We start from the raw sequence: 21,960 nt of genomic DNA on the forward strand, positions 1-21,960 counted from the left end.
CGGCAGATGCCCTCTGGGTGCGTTGCAGCGGTCATGCGTGCTCGCGGACGTCAAGAATCGTGTTGAGAAGCGTTCTGCTTTGTAGTGCCCCGTGCCGGGCTCGCTTCTTGGCCCGCTTCCCCGTCACTGCATCGGTCCTTCCATTGGCGGCGCAGCGCCCGGCGCAACTGCGGCGAGGCAAACAGATACTGATTGAGGCCGTCCAGGAAGCTCGCCTGCGAGCTGGCCGAAAGCTCGCTGAATCGAAGCAGCAGCAGCGTTACCAGAAAATTGGGGTCAGGCACGTGGTCACCGGTTACAGGGTTGCGCCCCGCCGAGAATACGAACGCTGCACCGCAAGACCATCGGACAATGCCTGAATCAGTCCGATTCTCCACCGGCGCCTGCACGGGCGCTCTGTGATGCCTGGACCAGCCCATGCGCCAGCGCGTACTCGAACACGTCCGCGTCGCGCTTCAGCCCAAGCTTGCGCATGGCCGCCATTTTCTGCGTGCTGACGGTCTTGCTGCTCCGCCCTACCCGCTCGGCGATTTCCCGGATGGTCAGTCCTTCGGCGAACATGCGCAGCACTTCTGTTTCCCGCTTTGACAGTGCAGACGCACCACTGGCAGGTGCTTCGGCCACGCCCGCGAGCAATCGCTCAATGGCCGGAGAGACGAACGGCAGGCCGGACCACGCCGCATGCACCGCAGGAACCACGTGCTCCAGCGAATCGCTCTTGCTCACGATGCACGTCACCCCGGCGGCCTGGATGGAGCGCAGGACCAGCGGACTCTCCATGCCGGTGAGCACCACCAGCTTCAGGTTGGGAAACCGCCGCTGGAGGAATCTGAGCAGGGTCACTCCGTCGCCGTAGCGTCCGTTCGGCATCGAAAAGTCACAGACGGCCACGTCCACCGATGCGGCGCTCAGCAGCGCAACCAGTCCGGTCGAGTCGCTGGCCAGGCCAGCGACCGCGATGCCGGGTTCGGAGCGCAGCAGCATTTCCATGCCGGCCAGCATCACGGGATGGTCGTCGGCAACGACCAGGTTCAAGGCCATACAGTCATCCTCTTGGTTGCAGGTATCGCCAGGCATGCCAACACGCGGTCGCCTGGCCTATAGTTGCGGCGGCGGGTCGCCGGTGTGGCGGGCCAACTTCAGCGCGGGGCTGTTGCATGTCTCATCCGATCATTCGTGTAGCCATTGCAGACGACCACCCGGTCATCCGCATGGGAATCGAGGCCGCAATCGATGCGGTTCCCACGCTGCAGTGCATTGGAACGGCGTCCGACTCCTCGGAGCTGGTGGCGCTGCTGGACAGTACCGCATGTGATGTCGTGGTGACCGACTACGCCATGCCGGGCGGCACGCACGGCGACGGCCTCGCCCTGCTGGATACACTCCGCGAACGCTACCCCGACCTGCGTGTGATCGTGATGACGGGCATGGACCAGCCGGTGGTCATCCAGTCACTTTATCAGCGCGGCATCACCCATATCCTCAGCAAGGCCGATGACACCAGCCATGTTCCGGCGGCCATCGCTGCGGCGTGGGCCAACCGGCGCTACCTCTCGCCGTCGGTCGCGCAGATCTTGCCACACCATGCCGCAGCGTCAAGGAAGATAGCGCTCTCGCCACGGGAACGTGAAGTGCTGACGCTGTTCGTGTCGGGGCTTGGCATCAACGAAATTGCCGAGCGCCTGGACAGGCGCAAGCAGACCATCAGCACGCAAAAGCGGATCGGGATGGCCAAGCTGGGCATCGACAAGGAAGCCGATCTCTTCAAGTTCGCGACGGAACTCGGCCTGCGTTCAAACGGCCCCGATCCGGACTGATCGGCGTTCGCTCACGAGCCGTCCGGCAGGCCCTCCCGATAGCTGTCGATGAGCGCGGACAGGGACGCGAGAAGCGCCTGCAGCTCGGCTTCATCCACCGTGTCGTGCTCGCGCAGGCGGTGCTCCACAGCACCAAAGCGCTCACCTAGCGGACGCTCCCCCATCATCAACAGCACGCCCTTCAGGGAATGGACCTTGTCCAGCAGCGCGGCCTGCTGCCCTTCCCGCAGCGCGGCGGCAAGGACGTCAAGATCACGCGCGCCGCTTTCCACGAACAGGGCCCGAAGTTTCAGCGGCAGCCCCTCCCCCGCGGCCGACGGGGACGCCCTGCGGTTGCTGGGGGGAACATAGCGGGACAACGCCGCCGACAGCCGTTCCAGATCCAGGGGCTTGAGCAGCAGCCCATCGATGCCCGCCTGCCGGCAGCGCTCCCGCTCGCTGGCCAGTGCGGTTGCGGTGATCGCCAGGATCGGCACCTTATCCCCGCGTGCACGCAGCGCCTGGGCCAGCTCGTAGCCGTCCATCACCGGCATGTTGATGTCGGTCAGCACGACGTCCCAGCTGGCTGACGGCCACAGGCTCAGCGCGGCCTGGCCATCCTCGGCGGTGCCCACATGCCAGCCGAGCTCCTCCAGCTGCTGCTGGATCAGCTCGCGGTTCACCGGATTGTCCTCCACCAGCAGCACCCTTCCCCGTCCCGCCGGCGGCCGTGCCTGCGCGGCGACCGGCGATGGCGCTTCCGCTCCCATCGCATCCTGCAGCAACGCGCGCAGCAGCGCCCGGCTGGAATAGCTGGTGACGTGCACGCCATCAGGACGGCGTTCGGGGGCCAGGGGGCCGCTCGGGTACGCGCGCACCAACCGGGCGTGGAGGCTGCACAGCGCCTGCTCATCCTCCTCCGGCCATGCGCGGCGCTCGCCGAAAATCAACAGCGTTGTCGTTGCGGCATCGGTGGGCAGCGCGGCCGGACGATCAAGGACGGTCAACCCCGCGCCCCAGCGCTGCAGGACCTGCCCGATTTCCTGCCGCCACTCCGGCGCTGCGGAAAGCAGCGTCACGGTGGTGCCCGACAGCGGCTGGTCACCGCCATGCGGCGCATCGACAGGGTGAACCGGCACCTCCAGGGTGAACACGGTGCCGACACCCAGCGTACTTTCGGCCTGGATGCTGCCGCCCAGCAGATGCGCAAGTTGCCTGCACAGCGCCAACCCCAGCCCGCTGCCACCGTAACGCCGGGACACGCTGGCATCGCCCTGCTCGAAGGGACGGAACAGATGCGCAAGCTGCTCGTCGGACATGCCAATGCCGGAGTCCACGACCCGCAGCCGCAGCACGCTCTGGTTCGGCTGCAGGCAGTTCCCGAGCCCGGCGTGCAGCGTGATGCGTCCGGACTCGGTGAACTTCACCGCGTTGCTCAGCAGGTTGTTGATGATCTGCCGGATGCGATGCGCATCTGCCTGGTAGGCATCCTCAAGCTCGCCATCGATCATATAGAACAGCTTCACGCCCTTCTTGTGCGCCTCGGGCGCATACAGCAGCGTGGCCTGCTCGATCAGTTCACGAACGTTGAAGTGAGCCGGGTCGATATCCAACTGCCCGGCCTCGATCTTCGAGAAATCGAGCACATCACTGATGATCGCCATCAGTGAGTCCGCCGACAGCCGGATGCGCTGCACGCGCTCCTGCTGCGCAGGCTGCAACGGTGAGCGTGCCAGTAGTTCCAGATGGCCGAGGATGCCGTTGAGCGGTGTGCGGATTTCGTGACTCATGGTGGCGACGAAGGCGCTCTTCGCCCGGTTGGCCGCCTCCGCAGCGGCGCGGGCATCCTCGGAATCGCGACTGGCGCGCTCCAGGGTCTGCTGCAGTTCCATCTGCGCCGTGACATCACGCAGCGCGCAGACCCACACGGTCTGGTCGCGATAGCGTGCGATGGCCAACGCCACCTGAAGCTGGATCGGCGCTGCACCCGCGTCGTGCAGCGTCCAGTTGAACTCCTTGCGCGCACCGGGCAAGGCATGCGCCTGCTCTACCAGCGCGGCATAGAGCGCCGGGGTCGTCGAATAGCCCGCCGGCTGCGTCGCCAGTTCGCGTGCGACTTGGTTCTGCAGAAGGGGAGCACCATCATCGCAGCTGAGCAGTGCCAAGCCCACCGGCGCCGTGCCGATGATGGTCTGGCTGAGCGCTTCGCTTTCGTAGACGCGCGATGCCTCGGCCAGGGCCGGCGCCATGACCTTGCGCTCCACCCGCCAGAGCAGCAGCCAGAGCGCTGCGATGATCGACAGTGCCGTCAGCAGCCGCGCAACGATGGCCATCCCCTGGTCGCGCCACAGCGCGCTCCAGTCGTAAAGACGCGTGAAGCGCCAGTCCGTCCCTGACAGCCCCCCGCTTACCGCAAACAGATGCTGGAAGGACAGCCGTGTCACGTTGCGTGTGTCCTGCTGCGCCAGCAGCGGGCCGAGCGCATTGGCCTCCCGGCTGAGGGGGCCCTTTGCCAGCACCACTTCACCGGTGGGCCCGGTCAGCAGATAGCTGCCGGCGGCGGTCGCCTCCAGGCGCGAGCCGATGCTGCTGATCGGCTCGAAGGTGACCCGCCGGAAATAGGGCGTGGTGCCCTCGGCCAGGGTGAGAATGCCCACCAGCGAGGGCCGGCCATCCAGCGGGTTGCGGCCGAACAGCGAGGCCAGGCGATGGCCCCTAGCGGCGCTTTCCATCGGACCGGGGTCTGGAGATTGCAGCGGTGCTTGGCGCTCGATGCCCTTCAACAGTGCGAACGCCTGTGCCCGCGAATCTGCGCGCAGCCCCCGCAGCAGCTGCGCCTCGTCAACCACGCCGGGCAGTGCCATCAGCCGCGCCTGCGGGTCATAGCCATACACCATGGCCGGGCTGCTCCCCTGCATCGAACTGATCGCCGCAGTCGTGTACAGCGAGTACTGATAGATCATGCCCAGATAGGCTTCCAGCTCAGGCTGTGGCATCGGCCGCTCGGGATCGCCCAGCACCAGCCACGGCACCGATGCCTGACCTTCTGCCCGGACCACCGTTCGCATGTCCTGCGACAGGTAGTTGGCCACCATCGGCCGACCCAGGCGCCGCAGTTCTTCCCGCTGCCCGCTCCACATCACGTCGTTGGCGTTCACGCTTCCTGCATAGGCACGGTCACGTTGCACCAGGAAGTAATCGATCGCGCCGCGGGCCTCGAAGAACTTCTGGCGCTCGCGGTCATGGAATTCGCCCACGCCGGCAAAAATGCTCACCGCTGTGGTCAACAGCACCAGCAACGTGATCAGCCCCCCTCCCCCTAACAGCAGCCGGCGCTGTGAACGGTGGAGTGCCTGCAACGGGGCGGAAGGCAAGTCAGGCGAGGCCGGAGGCATGGCATTCCCGCGCACGGGCAAGGGGGTGGCCATGAATCTAGTGCATGCCCCTTTCCACCGCCAGTGTCGGCACGCCCCGCTGCGAGGAAACCAGCAGGGCCTGCAGCAGGCCATCACTGGAATAGCAGGACACGCGCCACGCATTTCCCCGCACCTGCGGCTTCAGCGGACCGTCGGCAGATACCAGGATCACCCGCCGCCGTCCCGCCCGCGACGCCACTTCCGTCCGCGCGGGACTTCTCTCGAATGCAACGAGCGGAACGTGCGCCTCCCAGTGTTCGGCGGGCCAGGCGTCGGCCTCGCTCACGATGATCACGGTGGCGCCCCAGCGTTCAAGCCGGCGCCGCAGCTCGTCCCGCCACCCGCTGGCCGAGGAACTCAGGAGCACCGAGCGGTCAGCCAAGGGCAGCGTCCCGGCAGCCGGAACCGCCTGGACCGGTATGCAGAAGGTGAAGACACTGCCGACGCCGGGCGTGCTGCTGGCATGGATGGTGCCCCCCATGCAGCTGCTCAGTTCACGGCACAGTGAAAGCCCCAGCCCAGACCCGCCAAAACGGGTGATGATGCTGGCGTCCGCCTGCACATAGGGCTGGAAGAGCCTTGCCATCTGCGTCTCCGTCATGCCGATGCCGGAGTCGATGACCTGCAGCTGCAGCTGGGAACCGTCCGTATCGGGCACCCAGTCAGCCCTCAGTTCGACACGACCGGACGGGGTGAACTTCACTGCATTGCTGACCAGGTTGCGCAGGACCTGCTCGACGCGTGCCTGCGGCCCGACCAGCCTGGCCGGCACTGCATCATCGACCATGACGTCCAATACCAGGCCCTTTGCTTCGGCCAGTGGCGAGAACAGCAGCGCGACCCGCTCCAGCAGCGTCACCGGTTCGAAGGTCTCCGCAACCAGGTCCAGGTGCCCGGATTCCGCGCGGGAGAAATCCAGCACGTCGTTGATGATCTGCAGCAGCGAGTCCGCAGCCTGGGTAATCCGCCGAAGCCGTGCCTGCTGGTTGTCGTCCAGCGCAGAGCGGCCGAGCAACTCCAGGTGACCCAGGATGCCATGCAACGGCGTGCGGATCTCGTGGCTCATGGCCGCCAGGAAGCGGCTCTTTGCGCGGCTGGCGGCCTCCGCCGACTCGCGCGCCTGCTTCTGCTGCTGCTCCAGTTCGATTCGCGCACTCAAGTCGCGCACGGCGCACAGCAGTACCATGCGCCCTTGATAGCTGGCACTGGTCGCCCCCACCAGCAGCACGACAGGCGCCTGGCCCTGGGGATCCGGCACCGACACCTCGAACTCGGCGATGGTGGTATCAGGCAGCAGCAGGATCGCCGAGGCCTGGTCGACCATGCGGGCATAGAGCATGGCGCCGCGTCGCTCGGCGGCGGCGGCGAGCTGACGCATCATGTCGTTCTGCACCACCGGGTCACCGCTGTGGCGATCGAGCAGGCACAGTCCCACCGGTGACAGCTGGATCAACGCGCGGCTGAGCTGTTCGCCCTGGTAAACGCGCGCGGCGCGTGCCAGCGCGGGCCCGAAGGCGCGCCAATGCAGCCAGGCCAGCAGCGTCCAAAGACCCAGCAACAGGCCGAACGCCAACGACGCGGCGGCGATGTACAGGCGTTGCCCATCGGCAATGACATCGGCGATGCAGTACGTGCTGACCAGTGCCCAGTCAGCCTCCTCGATACGGACCACCTGGAAGAAGCGCAGCCCTTGGCGGAAGGTGGCCAGCGTGCGCCCCTTCTGCTCCGCGTCCAGAAGATGCCGGGTCACCTCGCCCAGATCCAGCGCTTTGGGGCTGCCGGTGCCCGCCACCACGCGGCCGTCGCCAGTCAGCACGAACGACACGCCACCGTCGGCGATGCGCATTGCCCGGGACAGCGGTGCCGTTGATTCCAGCGTGACGAACGTACCGATCACCGTGGCACTGTCACGCGCCACCAGGGCACTGGCGATCGCCGGAGCCCCCGACACCGGATGGCGCACCAGTTCCATCCGGGTGGCGTGCGTGCCATACGCCTCCGCGTCGTCGACGCCGGTGCGGGACAGCGCCGCGAGCCGACCGATGAGCTGCGCACGGTCCTTTTCTCCCGTGGCCGACAGAAGATGCTGTTCGCTCATGCCCTCGCCCAGTACCAGCAGCTGGCCGCGCGGATCAAGAAAGAAGCTCGACTCCGATTCGCTGGACCGGCCGCCGGCGCCGCCCAGCCGGCGGATGATCGACAGCGAGTGCGCCAGCATGAGATAGCGATCCAGACGGTCAACGGGCCAGGCATCGGTGCCGGCACCCAGCACCGTCTGCGGCACGCTCTCGGTGCCAGCGGTCATGACGGCCCGCTGTCCGGCACGCAGATAGTTGGCACGGTCCACTTCCAGCGTCCGCGCATCATTGTCCGGGCGATGCCGCCAGGCGTACTCGGCCATGCTCAACAGCCGAAGGTGGGCCGCATCCGACGCCGCCAAGTGGGCCTCGACGATGGCACGGCTGCGCTGCAGCGCTTCCGACCGCCGCGCCGCAAAGCCATCTGCGTGGAACAGCGCCAGCGCGATCAGCCCGGCCACGATAGCGATGCTGAGCAGGCAGCCGCCGCCCAGCAGCACGCCGCGCTGGTACTTGCGGAGCGCAGCGAGGTCGCAATCGTCGGTAGCATCAGGCGAGGCGTCCTGGCGCAGGTGTGCGGAGCGGAAGAAACGGAACATTGTTGCTGTGGATGCGCCCGCCAAGGAACATGCGGGCCATACCGGAGAAAGTGAAAGGGAGCGGCCACCCTATCGGCCCCTGGCAGACAGCCACATAGGACGCGGCTGACTTTCTGCCGCGCTGTGGCGCAACGCGGCCGCACGGCTGGCGTGGGTGCGTGGACGTCCGTGTCACGCTTCGGATCCCCCGCGGAATGGGCGTCGTCCGATGGGCTACCGCACCACGCTGGCTGACGATACGCGTTCGACCCTCTTTGTTTCCCAGGCATCTCCATGGCAGATCTTTCCCGACACACCCTCATCTACACCGAGTACGGCCACTGGAATGTCATGCGCGGCCGTCAGCTGCTTGGCGGCCGTACCTGCCTCGCAGAGGCGCTGGCCCTCCTGGACTACTTCCACCGGCTGCAACGGGCCGAAGCGCTGCATTCACCCGCGCAGCCGGGAGCGGATCGATGAGTGCCGTGCCAACGCTGCTGGTGAGTGTCCTGGCATCCGCCCACCATGGCTGGAGCCGGTGGCGCAACCGCATGCTTGCCGCCGTCGACCACGATGCCGTCATCGCCAACGTGAGTGACGGTGGCGGGCTCAGCCCGCGCTTCACGTTCATGGCAGTGATGTCCTGCGGTATCGCGATCCTGGGGCTGCTTCAGTCCTCCGGGGCCGTCGTGATCGGTGCGATGCTGATCTCGCCGCTGATGGGCCCCATCGTGCAGCTGGGTTTTTCGCTGTGCGTGGTCGATTTCCGGATGATGGGCCGTGCACTGCTTGCGCTGCTTGTGGGCATGGCGCTGGCGCTGCTGACCGCCATGTGCATCGTATGGCTGTCGCCGCTACGCGAGGCGACCAGTGAGATCCTTGCACGCACGCAACCCACCCTGTTCGACCTGCTGGTGGCGCTGCTGTCAGGGCTGGCCGGCGGCTACGCAGTGATTACCCGGAAGGGAGAGGCCATTGTGGGCGTTGCAATTGCGACCGCCCTGATGCCGCCGTTGGCAGTGGTCGCGTTTGGGCTGGCGACGGGCGACATGCGCGTGGCTGGGGGCGCGATGTTCCTTTTCATGACCAACCTGCTGGCGATTGCCCTGAGCGTGACACTGATTGCCAAGTGGTACGGGTTCGGGATGGAGAACTCACCTCGCCACACCGCCTGGCAAGCGGGGGTGATCGCCACCACGTTCATTCTGCTGGCGCTGCCGCTGGGACTGGCCCTGCGCGAGATCGGGCAGCAGACCTGGGCCGCAAACCAGGCCCGCGCCGTGGTTACCCGGTACCTGGGCGATCGCCGTGCGTCGATTGAACACATGTCCGTGGTGCGTGCCGAGCATCGCTATGTCATCGACGTGGTGGCGCTGGTCCCGGCCTATATCAACAATGCCCAGGGCAATCTGGCAGGTCGGCTGTCCGCGCGGCTGGCGGCCCCGGTATCCCTGCGCGTCAGGCAGACCCTGGAGGCCAACGAGGACGGACTGCGCAACCGGGCCGATATCGATGGCCTGCGGCTCAACGTTGCCAGCCTGTCCGCCGAGACCCGGGCGCTGCGTGTCGAGATGGATGAGATCGTGGCGGAACGCTCACGCGTGCTGCGTGAGGAAAGCGCTGCACAGGAGCAGGGCGATGGATCGCACAGCGCGGACAGCCTCCGCTAGCGAGGCGCCGCTGCGCGCAGCAGCCCTGTCCTGCGCCTGAAACGCGAGGGGACGGCCCCGGGTGCCGTCCCCCACCCGCGTGATCAGTTGTACGTCATGGTTACCGTGATCGGTCGGCTGACCGTACCGGCCGATACCGTTGCGCGGCTCTGCACGAAGCGTGCGCGGAATGCGTGCGTCGCCGCAGCCGTGGCCATCTGGGCCGTTCCGCCAGGGGCGACGCGGGCCCCGCTGCTGGTGTACTGCAGCTCGACGCCGATGCCAGGCACACCCTGGAACAGCTGGGCATTGCTGGTGTCGGCAGTGCCATCGAAACGCAGGGCAACCCGGGTCACCAGCGGGTCACACTGGCTGACCACAACATTCACCGGCTGGAACGGCGAGGTATACGCGCCGGTGAACAGTGTTGCCTGATAGCTGCCCAGATTGACGTCGGCCACGGCGATGCGGCAGACGCCCGGCAGAATGGTGCCGGTGACGTTGAACGTGGTGGTCGTCTGCGCGGCCGCATGGCCCGCAGCGAACAGCGGGGCCAGCGTTAGCAGAATGGGAGGCAGGCGGAGGGCGACAGTGCACATCGGCTGCAGCCTCAGTTGTAGGTGAGCGAAACGGTGATGGGACGCGTCACGCGGCCCGCGCCCACCGTTGCAGCGGACTGCCGGAAGCGCGCACGGTATGGATACACGCCGGCGGCGGTGGTGTACTGGGTACGGCCACCTGGTGCAATCGGCACGTTGACGGCACCGACCATGCGCACCAGTTCGATGCCCACGCCGGGAACCCCCTGGAACAGCGACGCGTTGCTGCTGTCGGCCGCACCGGTGAAGGTCATGGCGACCCGCAGCACCTGCGCGTCGCAGTCGCTGACGGTGCCACTGAAGTCCACATAGGCCGTGGCATAGCTGCCGGTGAACAAGGACGCCTGATGGGACCCCAGATCCACATCGGGGAACGCGACCTTGCAGACGCCTGGCAGGATTTCACCGGACATCGTGAAAACCTGGCTGTCCTGCGCGTGCACTGTGGCAGCGCAAAGCAACAAGCTCAGGGAGAGAAGCGGACGGGACATGGGAGACCTCAGTTGTAGGTGACCTGGACAGTGATGGGGGTACGGACCGCGCCTGCAGTGACATTGCCGGTGCGGACCAGTAGCGCGCCGAGTGCGCGCTGGCCTGCGGCATCGCCGCCGGTGGGCCAGTCAAACGCGGGCTGGTTGGGTGCGTAGAGCGTGCCGGTGGCACTCTGCAGGCGGATGGCCAGCCCCTGCACGCCGCCCGTCGGCGGAATGGCGAAATAGCTGGCGTTGCTGCTGTCGGCGGCGCCGACGAAGCGGACGTGCAGGGTTCGCAGGTCATCGGTGCAGTTCTTGCGCTCCAGCACGAAGGCAACGGCAGGTGACTGCGTGCTGGTGGTGAAGTACGTTGCCTGGAACGTGCCCAGATCGACGTCCTGCACGCTCAGCTGGCAGGTCCCGGCCAGGAACCTGCCGGTGAAGCGGACGGTGAGGTCCGCCGCCGCCACCGGCAGGGCGGCCCCGCACAGCAGCGCCAGCAGCAGCCATCGTGCGTGCATGTCAGTAGTACTCCAGGGTAATGGTGGCGGCACCGTTCGCCTGTCCCGATGACGCGGCAGCGGCGTAGCGGGTATAGCGCGCACGCAGCATCAGCGTGTAGGAAGCGTTGTCGGTCTCGCTTAGCGCCAGTCCGGAATCACGCATGCTGCCAAAGCCCACCGACTCGTCGGCCGCGGTCCCTATCTGGATGCCGATGCCGGTCGCCGTGGTGTTCACGCCGTCGTTCTGCAGCATCATCACCGAGCGCGCGCTATCCGCCACGGCCGTGACCGGATCCACGCGGAAGCGGAGGGTGTTGTCGACGCGCCCATTGGCCGTCTGTACCGTTCCCGTGGTGAGGTTGCCGCGGTAGCGGCCGTAGAACGCCGGGCAATTGCTCAGCGTTACCGGTACGTTGACCCATTGTGTCCCGCTGCCAACGGCGGGAATCTCCGTCACGCGGTGATCGCCAAGATTCACCGAAATGTCTGCAGCGGTGCAGGTGCGTGCAACGATGGACAGCGAGCCTTGCACCCGCCCGTTCCAGAGCTGGAGCGCGCTGTTGGCGCCGGTCATGCGGTATTCGAAGCGCGGCAGGTTCGCGCCAGTGACCGTGCCGGCCGTTATCGGTCCGGTCTTGATCAGGCTGACACCGAAGGTCTGCAGTGGATACAGGAGCCAGATGGTATTTGGATCCGGAACGACCTGTTGCGTGGTGGTGATTGGAAAGCCTTGGCTCGCATTCCAGACCGCGACCCCAACCCCAGGGACATTGGTGTTGTAGACCGTGCCGTACTGAGGATGCACATAGCCGGAGGGTCCATAGGGCATGGATGTGAGCTGACGCACGCGATCAGCAGGGCCGGCAGTGCAGGTGACCTCGTTTGCAGGACCGGGTTGATAGCTGGCTCGGTACAACTCCGCACCGACAGGCACATCCGGGCCAACCGTTATGCTGCCCGACAGATTGGCAACGTTGGCGAGTGTGCCGGTCCCATTATGGAATCTGCAGTTCTGCGCAAGCGCAGGCGCTGCGGCCATCAACAGGACAAGCGCGATCAATCGCGCGACCAGAGGCATGCGAATCACGGTGCGTTCTCCTGGAAGGTGGTGGTGGTAACCCGGCGCGCGGGCGGCGCGTCACCGTTGGCATGGACGACGGGGGATCGGCATTGCGCGCTGAGCACGGCGTACTGGCCGCTGACAGGGCCGTCGGGAATCTGCACGTCCACCACGCACTGGTGGTCGGCGCCCTCGCCCCATTGCACCTGCACCGGCCCGGACGACTGAAGGCCACTGAGCAGCAGGCGGCTGCCCTGCCCCACCACGCCGACCGTGGCGCCGCTGGCATCGGTGGCCTCCGCGCCGAACGGCAACGGGCGGCCGTCTTCGGTCTGCGTGTCGACCATCAGCCCACGGCTGGCGCGCGTACTGAAATCGAGCTTCACCAGGGCGCCGGCACGCGGCGCCACCGCGCGTGCGGTTTCCTGCAGCTCCACGCTGTAGCCGGCCCCCTTGGGGTCGAGCGAAATCGTGTTCAGCTGGTACGGCGTCAGGTACGGCACCACCGCAAACCCACGCCTGTCCACGCGGGATCCGCCACTGTTCTCCACCCGCATTCCCGCCGCGCCGGGCGCGTGCACCAGCGCGACCGTGTCGCCCAGCGGCGGCGACAGGGTCAGCCCACCCGCGTGGAGCACCAGCCCGCCCGACGCGCCAAGGCCCATCTGGGTATAGCCGGGCCCCCGGCTGAGATTGGCCGCCACCTGGCCGCGGCCGCCGCGATAGCCGCCGTTGACGTCCAGGGCGTTGCCACCGCCGATACGCGCCAGTGACACGCCGTAATTGACTCGGTCGTCGCGGGCCCACAGTCCGCTGGCCGACAGCTGCGTGGAGGGATCGGCATTGTCGCTGCGGGTCTGGGTGGCATTGAGCTGTGGCGCACGGGGCGTGCGCCCCAGGGGCACCGACAGCATCAGCATCAGGCGATTGTCAGCCCGCGCCAACTGTGGACGCGGCGCGGCATCCGCGCCGGGAATGCGATCCTGCAGGAAGCCCGGCATGAAATCGATCGAATCGCGCGTGCGCTGGAAGTTCAGGCTGTAGCTCAGCGACTTCCACTGGTTGCTGTAGCCCACGCTCAGGTCAAGCTGGCGGCCTGCCGTGTTCCAGAAGTCGCGCCGCGTCCCGATGACGAACAACTGGCCACCGCGCTCCCCCAGGCGCTGGTTGACGCTCAGGTCCATGCGGTTGCGCTGGCGCGCCACCGCATCGATGCCAAGATCACGTGCCTGTGCGTCACGCAGGCTGGCCCAGTCGCGCACGCTCACGTAGCCACCCGTTGCATAGCGGTAGGCCGCGATGGCAAACGAGGTGCCGGTGCTGGCGATGCTTCGATTGTAGGCCACGCGGAAGCTGCTGCCGGACAGCTCAGGCAGGCCGCGTACACGGGCCTGTGACAACGACGCATCCATTGCCAGCGCGCCGAATCGTGTATTGACCGCACTACCGGCCAGCACCGAGTGGTAGTTGTCGCCCACCACGGCGCCGCCGTAGGCACTGACCACATTGGACAGGCCGCGCTGGTACTGCAGCTGCAGGACGTCCGGCGCATCGAGCAGCGAGGCCTCGGCAACACGACCGGCCGCTACCGACCACCGTGACTGGCCCGGACGCAGCAGTTGCGGCACCGCCGAGTACGGTAGCGTGAACCGCCGTGAGCGGCCGTCGGCTTCGACGACTTCCACGTCGAGATCGCCGGCATACCCGGTCGGGAACAGGTCGTTGATCTCGAACGGTCCAGGTGCAACGCTGGTTTCCAGCAGGACGTTGCCACGCTGGCGCACGATCACCCGGGCGTTGGTCTCGGCGATGCCACGCACTACCGGTGCGAAACCGCGCTGTGACTGCGGCAGCATGCGGTCGTCGCTGCCCAGGCGGGCGCCACGCAGGCGCACGCTCTCGAACAGGTCGCCCGCAGTGGACGTGTCGCCGACCATCAGCTGCGCCTTCCACGGCACGATGTCGTGCGTCAGGTAGGCGGCCGCTGACCGGTAGCGCTGCGACTGGCTGCCACCGCGCGTCATCGCGCCCTGGTGCACCAGCTGCCAGCCCGCCACGCGGCCCGAGGCGTTCAGGCCAAGGAACCCGGAGTAGGTCGGGGCAGCGCCATTGCTGTAGCGATAGACGTTGGCGTTGTAGCCCAGCGACAGCGCCGCCACGCCGGCATCCCACTCGCTGGGGTCGACATGGCCGCGCGCCTCGCTGCGCAGGTACAGCTGCGGCACCTGCAGATCCAGGGTCTGGCTGCCTGCATCGAAGGACGCCGTGGCACCGGGCACGCGCTCGCCCAGGTCACCACAGAAGGGTTCGTCCGGCCAGGCCAGGGCCGGCTGCCGGGCCTGGTCGGCGTGCAGGCGCTCCGGCGCAATGCCGTAGCGCTTCAGCGCGGCCGGGTCCAGGCACAGCCGCGAGACGCCGTCCACGTCGCGGTAGACAACGTCCGCACGCGCTTGCCACTGGCCGTTCAGACGCACGTCCCCCCGGTAGGTACCGGGCGCAACGTAGTCTTCCTGCGAGAACCGCTGCAGGTCCAGGCGCGAGGACGCCCCCACCGGCAGGAACGCGGCGTCGAACTCGACATCGTCCGGGCTTTCGTTGCCGGCGCTCGCGACGGCCGGGGCAAACAGGATGGCGGCCACCACACCCGGCAGGCGGGCGCGCTGGAACCGGCGGGCGCCGGCGGCCGGCGCCCGGGAACGGGCGTTCATGATGGATTCTCCGGCGGTGCGGTGCGGTGCGCGGCTCAGGGCTGCAATACGGCCTCGGTGGGAACCAGCGCGCCGAAGTCATTGATGACCGTAACGGCAGCCTTCAGCTGGCCCGACGGGCGCGCGCGTAGATCCTTCAGCGGGAACTCGGCCTGTGAGAACGGCGCGACCATGCCGCCGCCCTGCCCGCCCTGTTCCTGGCCGCCGACATTGAGGCTGACGTTGGCAAAGTTGACGTGGAACGGGGTCGGATTGTCGGCACGCAGAACCAGGCCGTCCTTACCGGCGTGCAGGGTCCAGCGCAGCTTCTGGTAAGCCAGCACCGGCTCCCCTGCCAGGTTCGACGGCCGGTAGAACACCTTGATGCGGGTGCGGAAGGCGAACTGCAGGATGTTGGCGCTGGCAGTGCCATTCTTCGGGGGGATTTCCAGCATGTTCAGCCAGTACAGCGTTTCCCGGTCGGCCGGCAGGCCCGCGCCGGTGAACATGATGCGGGTGGTCTGCTGCTTCTTCGGGTCCAGGCGGAACACCGGTGGCGCGACCACGAAGGGGGCTTTGGCGGTATCCGGCGTGGACTGGTCATCGCCATCATCCAGCCAGACCTGGACCAGCGTCGCGCGCTCGCCTTCATTGATGAACTTGAGCGTGACTTCCTTGTCCTGCGCGGGATAGACCACGCGGGTACCGCCGATCACGACCGACGCATGGGCCGCCGGCGAAGCCAGCGCGACGAGCGACAGCAATGCAGCAGCGATGATGCGATGGAGGGCGTTCATGGGTCACCTCGGAACGGGGAAGGAAGGAGGCCGCCAGCGCCTGCCGGCGACCTCCCGCGATCAGTTGTAGACAACCTTGTAGTTGACGTACGACTGCACGAAGCCCGGGGCCGCAGCGCCACCGTTGGCGACGTACTGGCTGGCCATGTCGATCGTGGCGGTGTTGTTGGTGATGGTCACCGGATCGGTCTTGAACGACGGATCGCGCAGGTCGACCACGGCATTCTTGTACTTCACCTGGATCTGGGTGTTGGCTGCCGGCGCGTTGGCTTCCTGGTTGCGCAGGTTGCCGTTGCTGGCGTCGACCTGGCCGGCAGCCGGGTCGAAGTACAGCTCGGCGACCTTGCCGTCCAGGCACGTGCCCTGGCCGGGGCCACCGATGATCAGCTGGAACGGGTGTTCACCGGCAACGTCGCCGGCTGCTGCCAGCTGGTTGGCCTGCACCGCGCTCATCGGAACGGTGACGTTGGTGGTGCCGATGGCGCCGGCGCCACCGGAAATGGTGCAGGTCAGGTCGGTGACTTCGCCGGTGAACTCGATGGTGCCCGAGCCATAGGACTGGGCGCTGGCGGCCGAAGCGGCCAGCAGCAGGCTTGCAGCGGAAGCGATCGGAATGAGCTTCATGATGGTGGTGTTCTTCTTCACAGATGTGATCCGCACGCGGGCGGCAAGAAACCACCGCCGCCGAAGCGGCGGTGGCCGGGGACGGATCGGACACTTGGGGAGAAGGTCCTGTCCGGCCAGCCGGTGCACGGCTGGCGGAGAGAATCCTAGGTAAGGCCCCCGGAGCGCTCTATCGGACTGCGCCTAGATTTGCCGCGCATGATTGTTAAGGGCCAACCACGAAACACGTGGACTGGCTCCCGTACGGCACAGGTCCACGACAGGGGTACGGTTGTAGCCGTGATAACGAGCCCTTATCGCGACTGAACTGGTTTGGCAGGCAGAACGGATTTTTGCGCAATCTCCAGCCTACTCACGTCGTCCACTGGCATAAGAACTGCAGCTTTCTGTACCGGGTCCCAAAGTACATAGCTATCACCCAAACGCCCCACTAGGCCCAGGCCGCCTTGCACCTTCTCATCAATAGTCACATTGACCGTGTACTTGCTGGCGCCAGAAGTGATCGCCTTGGCGCGCTCGAAGCCAAGCCAGTTTGACGAGATCGGGACATAGACAATCATCACGAGCGCATAGACCAGCCACGGCGAGTCCTTCACGGCGGCCGGCAACACTGGGGACAGGCGTACTGCCATTGCACATATGCCCGTCAGCGCCACACCTATCAAAACGGGCCAGGCATTGGTCCACCAAAGCAAGGCACCCATTCCAACAAGACAAAGAGCCAGGGTCAGCCACATCAGCAGATTGGCTTGGGACGGCGTCGCTGTCACCTTCCCCTCAACCCACCCTCCAAACAGCAGCGCAATCAGAATAAGGAACAACACCATGCCGATCCCCGCAAGCCCTGCCAGTGCAAGCTCACTCACCGCAACAAACTGAAAAGGATCCAGGCCGAAGTGACCCCAGTAAGCCTTCAGATAGAAAGCCCCTTGCACCAAGCCAAACGTAACCAGCGCCGAACCCCACCCCGCAACATCGGCCATGGTTAGCGTCTTCTGCGTACGTTCCATGTATCCCCTTCCGTCAATGCAGCCCCGCCACATAGTGGCATGCAGCGCTCGACCCTGCAGAACTCATCCTATTAACGTGACGCGTCACGCTCGATCGCTGCCACTCCATTGGCGCCCTACCCCTCCCCGACTATAGTTCCACCCCTCACAAGGACGAGGCGGCACACATGCCCTATATCGGAATCGGACTCCACGTACTGGCGGCCATCTACTTCGCGGTGCACGCCATCCGCTCGGGCCAGAACCTCTACTGGCTCATCCTGCTCTTCTCGTTCCCACTGCTCGGCAGCGTCGTCTACTTCCTGGCGATCTACTTCCCGGAAGTCCGCCACTCGCGGGGCGCCCGACAGGTCGTCCGTTCCGCCAAGCAGCTCATGGACCCGGGCCAGGACCTTCGCAACGCCCGTGCCGAACTGGCGCGCACGCCCACCGTGCAGAACCGGGTTCGGCTGGGCATGACGCTGCTGGATGCCGGCCAGGCCGAGGAAGCCAGAACCCTGCTTGAGCAGGCAGCCAGCTCGCCGCTGGGCGACGACCCCTACATCCTGACCGGCCTTGCCCGTGCCCGCCTCGAATCCGGGCACGCTGCGCTTGCGGTGGAGACGCTGGACGGCCTGTTCGCCCGCCACCCGGATGTGCGCCGCAAGCCGGAACAGACCCTGCTGTACGCGCAGGCACTGGCAGCTACCCAGGCGCCCGGCACTCGCGCCGCGTTCGAGCGCGCCGTGGAATGCGGGAACGACGCGGCCGCCCGCTGCCTCTACGCCGAATGGCTGATGGCGCAGCCGCAACCCGACGATCGCGAGCAAGCCCGCAGCCTGTTCGCCAGCATCATCGACGATGCCCAGCACTGGTCGCGCCACGCGCGCAGCCACAATGCCGCATGGCTGGAGCGAACCAAGGCGGCGTTGAAGGGCCACTGACGACCCGGCAGCAGGTGGCGGGCTCGAACACCTGCACTTCCAGGGAACTATCGCAGCGGGCCTAGCGCGAGCCCGGCCTGGGGAAGAGCAGCTTGGGGGTTCCGATAAACAGCAGCCATGCCCCCAGGGCCGCTGCGTAGGCGAGCACCGTTCCCACAAGGAATGTGCCGAATAGGCTGCCGGTGAACACCTGATACAGCCCTTTGCCGCGACCTGCAGCGCTGCCTCCAACAGTCAGCACGATGACCGGCAGCATTATCATTCCGCTGCAGAGGATCAGGGAGAACGCGCCCAGCAACCAGCGCTTGAGTGGCGGGTTCCATGGCATGGGATAGCCTGCGAGCAGTCGCCTCATCCAAAGAAACAGTACTGGAAAGGCGATCAAGTACATCAATGCCACATACAACCAGGTTCGAGAATCAGCGCTGCCCGCCTCGAAGATGGCTCGCGGGTATACCCCTGTGCGATAGAGCGTTTCTGCGCTTGCCGCCAGCGCCGCGCTAATGATCATCGCAGGCTTGAACAGGCGCGACACCTTGCCCCATTGCGCGTTGCGTAGTTGCTGCCCGTCAGTCATGCCAGACATGAAAACCTTTTTGGGCGGATGCGTCCATGAGGTACCAAGGGGCATTGTGCAGATGATTCGCCACATGGTGACATGCAGCGCCTTATTTCGCGGATTTCACGTATTAACGTGACGCGTCACACGCAATCGGAAGCGCATTGCTGGACAGGCATGTCGCATCTGCCTTGCTCAGAGCCCCACCGGGCGGATGCCGACAGCGCGCAGAGCTGCACCACCGACATGGCCGATAGCGTTGCAGCGCAAGGCTCCAGCTTGGTTTCGTCGTATGCAACGATTCTGAAAATGTTGAAAGTAGTGACGTCATCAGCCCTACTGCATTGGCATCGCGCACAACCGGGCGTATTCCTTGCCGTGCCACCTTGAACAGGTGGCCGGGATTCGAAACCCCGGTTCTACGCTGAAGTAAACGCTTGCCAGCCGGCATCACCCATCAGGTGGTGCCGGCTGGCAATCCGTCGGCCTGCTATGGCGGGCGGTGCGTGGAGGCCTTGCGCCTGCCGGTTTAGCGTAGACCGGGTTTCGAACCTCGCATCGTCCGCCACCTTTATCGGTGGCGGCTTCTGCATGCACGCAAGGAGCCCCACCATGACCCAGCCCCACTCCCCTGCCCCGCACCCGATCCACGACGCGCCTGCGAGTGGCCCTGCGCTGGACCCGAACACCCTCATCGCCCTGCTGCACAGCATCGGCTCCGGCGCCGCCTCCGATGGTCAGCCCTGGCCGGAGCGCCACCAGATGCCGGGCCGGCGCATTGCCTTGGCGGATACCGATTGCTCGCTGGCCGGGCTTCGCGTGGTGTTGGAGATCCTGCTGGCCGCGCAGCGTGCCCGCGAGAACGGCGAGCTGGAGCAGTACGTTGGCCCGCGCGTGATGGAGGGGCTGATCATGGCCGGTATCGGCCTTACCGCACACGCCAGTACCCGACTGCATCCGGAGGGCTGAGTGGCCTGGTGGCGCTGGGCGGCCACCGCGCTCTGTCTTGTGGTGGTGGTTGCGGCACAGGCGCTGTGGCCGGCGCCGCCGGTGCCCTCGCCTGTCGCGTTCCAAAGCATCAACGAAGATCGATTCTCACAACTGCGCCGCCAAGCCGTGCAGTTCGTGGAGGCTCGGCTACGACAAGGCTTCCAGTTCGTCGAGCGGCATCGAGATGCCGAGTTCCAGGTTCATTGCCGAGGCATACCCGTGCTGTGGCTGGAGAGGCGCCCGCAACATCTGCTGTTGCAGGTCTCACTGGATGCGAAGCAGCGGGCGCCTGCCGTTGTGCGGTTGCGGGCGCTCCTCCAATGGCAGTTGGAGCCGTTGGATTACCTGGAGCAGGTCCTGGCTGGCGTGCCGGAACCAGTTCTGTTGGATCGGGTGCTGCAGATTCTTGCTGGTGATGTGCCTGATGGGGCGCGATGTGGCGTGCCGTAGTCGAGCATGGCTCGACTCTACAGGGCTGCGGGCAGCGAGGGTTCGAGCTCCGGCCCTGCCGCTAGTCACCTGCGCGACAGGCATTGGCCCAGTGATCATGCGGGTCACCTCCCGGCATCGATCCAGCCCGCATCGCGCGCACGTGCAAGATCTTCTGGCGTATCGATATCCAGGCCCAGTGCCGGTGCCTTTAGGACATGCACCGTATCGGCAGGAAGTTGCCGCAGGCGCGCTCCGAAGCCGCGGTCACCGCTTGCACCCACTTGATTGAACCATGCGTGCGGCACTACTGCAGGAATGCCAAGCGCGCCTCCATGACGGGTGCCAGCGCACCCTGACGCCGAGGCGCGGGCACCCGAAAGCAGCGCCTGCAGATGGGAGCGCTCGATTGCGGGCTGGTCGCATGCCACGACCATCACCGCAGTCACCGTGGGCAGCAGGTGTGCGCTGGCAACCTGCAGGCTGCTCGCCAGGCCGCGTTCCCAGTGCTGGTTGGTTACCGGGGTGGCATCCAGGCCGGCAATGCTGGATGTCACGGCCTGTGCGTTCGCGCCCACCACGACCAGGACCTGCGCTGGCGCGAGCTCGCGCGCCAACCGCACCACGCGATGTACCAGGGTCTCGCCCTGCCGGGTCAGAAGCTGCTTGGGCTGGCCAAGTCGGGTGCTCCCGCCGGCAGCCAGCACGACGACCGCATGCGCGTCAGTCACCTGCCGTGCGCGCTTCGCCATTGCTGCAGCTGCGCGGCGATGCTGAGCGAAATTGCCTCGGGCCCTCGGCCGCCGATGTTCAGGCCGACCGGTGACCGAAGTCTCGGGGAAAGGCAGTGGCGCTGATCCGGTGTCAGCAGCTTGAACAGGTCCTCGCGCCTTCGCCGCGGACCCAGCAGTCCAATGAACATAACTTTGGTATCAGCCAGGGCCACCAGCGCCTCCCGGTCCAGTTCGAAATCGTGATGCATCACCAGTACCGCGTCGCACGGGTCGCCATGAAGGGCCTCGGCCGGGCTGGTCTGAAGATGCGCGTCTGCGCACTGCCCGGCTGAGGCCCAGCGCGCTCGCCGTTCGGCCACGCTGACCCGCCACCCCAAGCCCCGCAGCAACGGAACCAGGAGGGGCGTTTCCGGACCGCCCCCCAACACCAGGGCCCGCGGAAGCCGGGGCAACGGCAAACGCCACGCACCCTCGCCAAAGGACTGCGTACCGTCCATCGGGTGCAGCTGCCACGTCCGCTCGCGACAGCCCGCGCGGAAAACGATCTGCCCCGATGCGCGCAGCTCGCGCTGTAGTGGCACGCCCTCGCGCAGCCATGCCTCGATGACGTCGTCGATGCCGGCCATGGCACGCAAGGGCAGGAGCGCAATCCGCAGCCGGCCGCGGCACCCGAGCGCGGACCCACTCAACAGATCGTCGTCACTGCGGGTGTCGATCTCGATCCAGTCGACCCGGCCTGCAGCGCTCACCTGCTCCGCGCGTCGCGCGAGCTCGGGCTCCAGGCATCCGCCGCTCAGCCAGCCGACCTGGCTGCCGTTGCAGAACAGCACCATGTCGCCGGCACCGGCGTAGGTGGAGCCATCGGTTTCCAGCACCAGCGCGAGCACGGCGTACTCCCCCGCGCGCACGCGCGTCAATGCCGTCTCGAGTACGCCGCGCGGGCTGCCTTCGGCGAGGAAGCCCGGCGCTGCCGACAGGTCCTCGGCAAGATCGCCGGGCTCCCCTCCGCCTGCGGCGGAGACCTCCAGAGTGGTCGAGGCTGCGGGTCGGTCCAT

Annotated in this window: 21 protein-coding genes; 6 read left to right on the plus strand and 15 right to left on the minus strand. The window is 66.4% G+C overall.

Annotated features, from left to right (window positions below):
• Positions 1–50: 50 nt before the first annotated feature.
• On the minus strand, positions 51–284 hold the full coding sequence (locus tag ACSDHM_RS08895; RefSeq protein ID WP_252744715.1) for a hypothetical protein: 234 nt from the start codon (positions 282–284) through the stop codon (positions 51–53).
• Between the two features lie 76 nt (positions 285–360).
• The gene (locus tag ACSDHM_RS08900; protein WP_262090587.1) at positions 361–1,041 is read right to left on the minus strand and encodes a response regulator transcription factor; all 681 of its coding nucleotides are present in this window, start codon (positions 1,039–1,041) and stop codon (positions 361–363) included.
• A gap of 116 nt (positions 1,042–1,157) precedes the next feature.
• On the opposite strand from ACSDHM_RS08900, the gene ACSDHM_RS08905 reads away from it, so the two are divergent.
• Positions 1,158–1,817: a response regulator transcription factor gene (locus tag ACSDHM_RS08905; protein WP_252744713.1), complete on the plus strand. Its 660-nt coding sequence runs from the start codon at positions 1,158–1,160 to the stop codon at positions 1,815–1,817.
• Between the two features lie 11 nt (positions 1,818–1,828).
• On the opposite strand, the gene ACSDHM_RS08910 is transcribed toward ACSDHM_RS08905, so the two are convergent.
• Positions 1,829–5,224 carry a response regulator gene (locus ACSDHM_RS08910; protein ID WP_439426879.1) on the minus strand — a complete coding sequence of 1,132 codons (3,396 nt, stop codon included), beginning with the start codon at positions 5,222–5,224 and terminating at the stop codon, positions 1,829–1,831.
• A 4-nt stretch (positions 5,225–5,228) separates the two neighbouring features.
• On the minus strand, positions 5,229–7,889 hold the full coding sequence (locus tag ACSDHM_RS08915) for an ATP-binding protein (RefSeq protein ID WP_262090591.1): 2,661 nt from the start codon (positions 7,887–7,889) through the stop codon (positions 5,229–5,231).
• Between the two features lie 273 nt (positions 7,890–8,162).
• Between ACSDHM_RS08915 and ACSDHM_RS08920 the strand changes: the two genes are divergently transcribed.
• Both ACSDHM_RS08920 and ACSDHM_RS08925 read left to right on the plus strand, forming a co-directional pair.
• Positions 8,163–8,348 carry a hypothetical protein gene (locus tag ACSDHM_RS08920; protein WP_172412152.1) on the plus strand — a complete coding sequence of 62 codons (186 nt, stop codon included), beginning with the start codon at positions 8,163–8,165 and terminating at the stop codon, positions 8,346–8,348.
• 5 nt (positions 8,349–8,353) lie between these two features.
• The gene (locus ACSDHM_RS08925) at positions 8,354–9,538 is read left to right on the plus strand and encodes a DUF389 domain-containing protein (protein ID WP_439426880.1); all 1,185 of its coding nucleotides are present in this window, start codon (positions 8,354–8,356) and stop codon (positions 9,536–9,538) included.
• 83 nt (positions 9,539–9,621) lie between these two features.
• Here the strand turns inward: ACSDHM_RS08925 and ACSDHM_RS08930 are convergent, their stop codons facing one another.
• The 8 genes from ACSDHM_RS08930 to ACSDHM_RS08965 form a co-directional block, all read right to left on the minus strand.
• A complete protein-coding gene (locus ACSDHM_RS08930; RefSeq protein ID WP_353079993.1) occupies positions 9,622–10,116 on the minus strand; it encodes a fimbrial protein in 495 nt (164 codons plus the stop codon).
• A gap of 11 nt (positions 10,117–10,127) precedes the next feature.
• The gene (locus ACSDHM_RS08935) at positions 10,128–10,529 is read right to left on the minus strand and encodes a fimbrial protein (protein ID WP_146260231.1); all 402 of its coding nucleotides are present in this window, start codon (positions 10,527–10,529) and stop codon (positions 10,128–10,130) included.
• 86 nt (positions 10,530–10,615) lie between these two features.
• A complete protein-coding gene (locus ACSDHM_RS08940) occupies positions 10,616–11,110 on the minus strand; it encodes a fimbrial protein (RefSeq protein WP_088497465.1) in 495 nt (164 codons plus the stop codon).
• Between the two features lies 1 nt (position 11,111).
• Positions 11,112–12,170, minus strand: coding sequence for a fimbrial protein (locus ACSDHM_RS08945; protein ID WP_252744718.1), 1,059 nt, complete (start codon positions 12,168–12,170; stop codon positions 11,112–11,114).
• Positions 12,171–12,175: 5 nt separating this feature from the next.
• Positions 12,176–14,860 carry a fimbria/pilus outer membrane usher protein gene (locus ACSDHM_RS08950; RefSeq protein WP_439426881.1) on the minus strand — a complete coding sequence of 895 codons (2,685 nt, stop codon included), beginning with the start codon at positions 14,858–14,860 and terminating at the stop codon, positions 12,176–12,178.
• A 35-nt stretch (positions 14,861–14,895) separates the two neighbouring features.
• A complete protein-coding gene (locus ACSDHM_RS08955; RefSeq protein ID WP_197638671.1) occupies positions 14,896–15,636 on the minus strand; it encodes a fimbrial biogenesis chaperone in 741 nt (246 codons plus the stop codon).
• A 60-nt stretch (positions 15,637–15,696) separates the two neighbouring features.
• Positions 15,697–16,281: a fimbrial protein gene (locus ACSDHM_RS08960; protein ID WP_088476134.1), complete on the minus strand. Its 585-nt coding sequence runs from the start codon at positions 16,279–16,281 to the stop codon at positions 15,697–15,699.
• A gap of 272 nt (positions 16,282–16,553) precedes the next feature.
• Complete coding sequence (locus ACSDHM_RS08965) at positions 16,554–17,270, minus strand: hypothetical protein (protein WP_252744706.1); 717 nt, start codon at positions 17,268–17,270, stop codon at positions 16,554–16,556.
• Positions 17,271–17,437: 167 nt separating this feature from the next.
• Between ACSDHM_RS08965 and ACSDHM_RS08970 the strand changes: the two genes are divergently transcribed.
• Positions 17,438–18,193, plus strand: coding sequence for a tetratricopeptide repeat protein (locus ACSDHM_RS08970; protein ID WP_439426882.1), 756 nt, complete (start codon positions 17,438–17,440; stop codon positions 18,191–18,193).
• 61 nt (positions 18,194–18,254) lie between these two features.
• Here ACSDHM_RS08970 and ACSDHM_RS08975 read toward each other — a convergent pair whose 3' ends face one another.
• A complete protein-coding gene (locus ACSDHM_RS08975) occupies positions 18,255–18,779 on the minus strand; it encodes a transporter (RefSeq protein WP_072167033.1) in 525 nt (174 codons plus the stop codon).
• A 585-nt stretch (positions 18,780–19,364) separates the two neighbouring features.
• On the opposite strand from ACSDHM_RS08975, the gene ACSDHM_RS08980 reads away from it, so the two are divergent.
• Both ACSDHM_RS08980 and ACSDHM_RS08985 read left to right on the plus strand, forming a co-directional pair.
• Positions 19,365–19,721: a hypothetical protein gene (locus ACSDHM_RS08980; protein ID WP_188241035.1), complete on the plus strand. Its 357-nt coding sequence runs from the start codon at positions 19,365–19,367 to the stop codon at positions 19,719–19,721.
• Positions 19,722–20,192 (plus strand): hypothetical protein, encoded by a 471-nt coding sequence (locus ACSDHM_RS08985; protein WP_438914600.1) that lies wholly within the window; start codon positions 19,722–19,724, stop codon positions 20,190–20,192.
• Positions 20,193–20,296: 104 nt separating this feature from the next.
• On the opposite strand, the gene ACSDHM_RS08990 is transcribed toward ACSDHM_RS08985, so the two are convergent.
• Together ACSDHM_RS08990 and ACSDHM_RS08995 are read right to left on the minus strand one after the other, a co-directional pair.
• Complete coding sequence (locus ACSDHM_RS08990; protein WP_072167036.1) at positions 20,297–20,923, minus strand: nucleotidyltransferase family protein; 627 nt, start codon at positions 20,921–20,923, stop codon at positions 20,297–20,299.
• A complete protein-coding gene (locus ACSDHM_RS08995; protein WP_439426883.1) occupies positions 20,899–21,960 on the minus strand; it encodes an XdhC family protein in 1,062 nt (353 codons plus the stop codon). The genes ACSDHM_RS08990 and ACSDHM_RS08995 overlap by 25 nt, the downstream gene beginning before the upstream one ends.

The organism is Stenotrophomonas sp. T8 (assembly GCF_051853085.1).
Classification (GTDB): Bacteria; Pseudomonadota; Gammaproteobacteria; order Xanthomonadales; family Xanthomonadaceae; genus Stenotrophomonas; species Stenotrophomonas sepilia.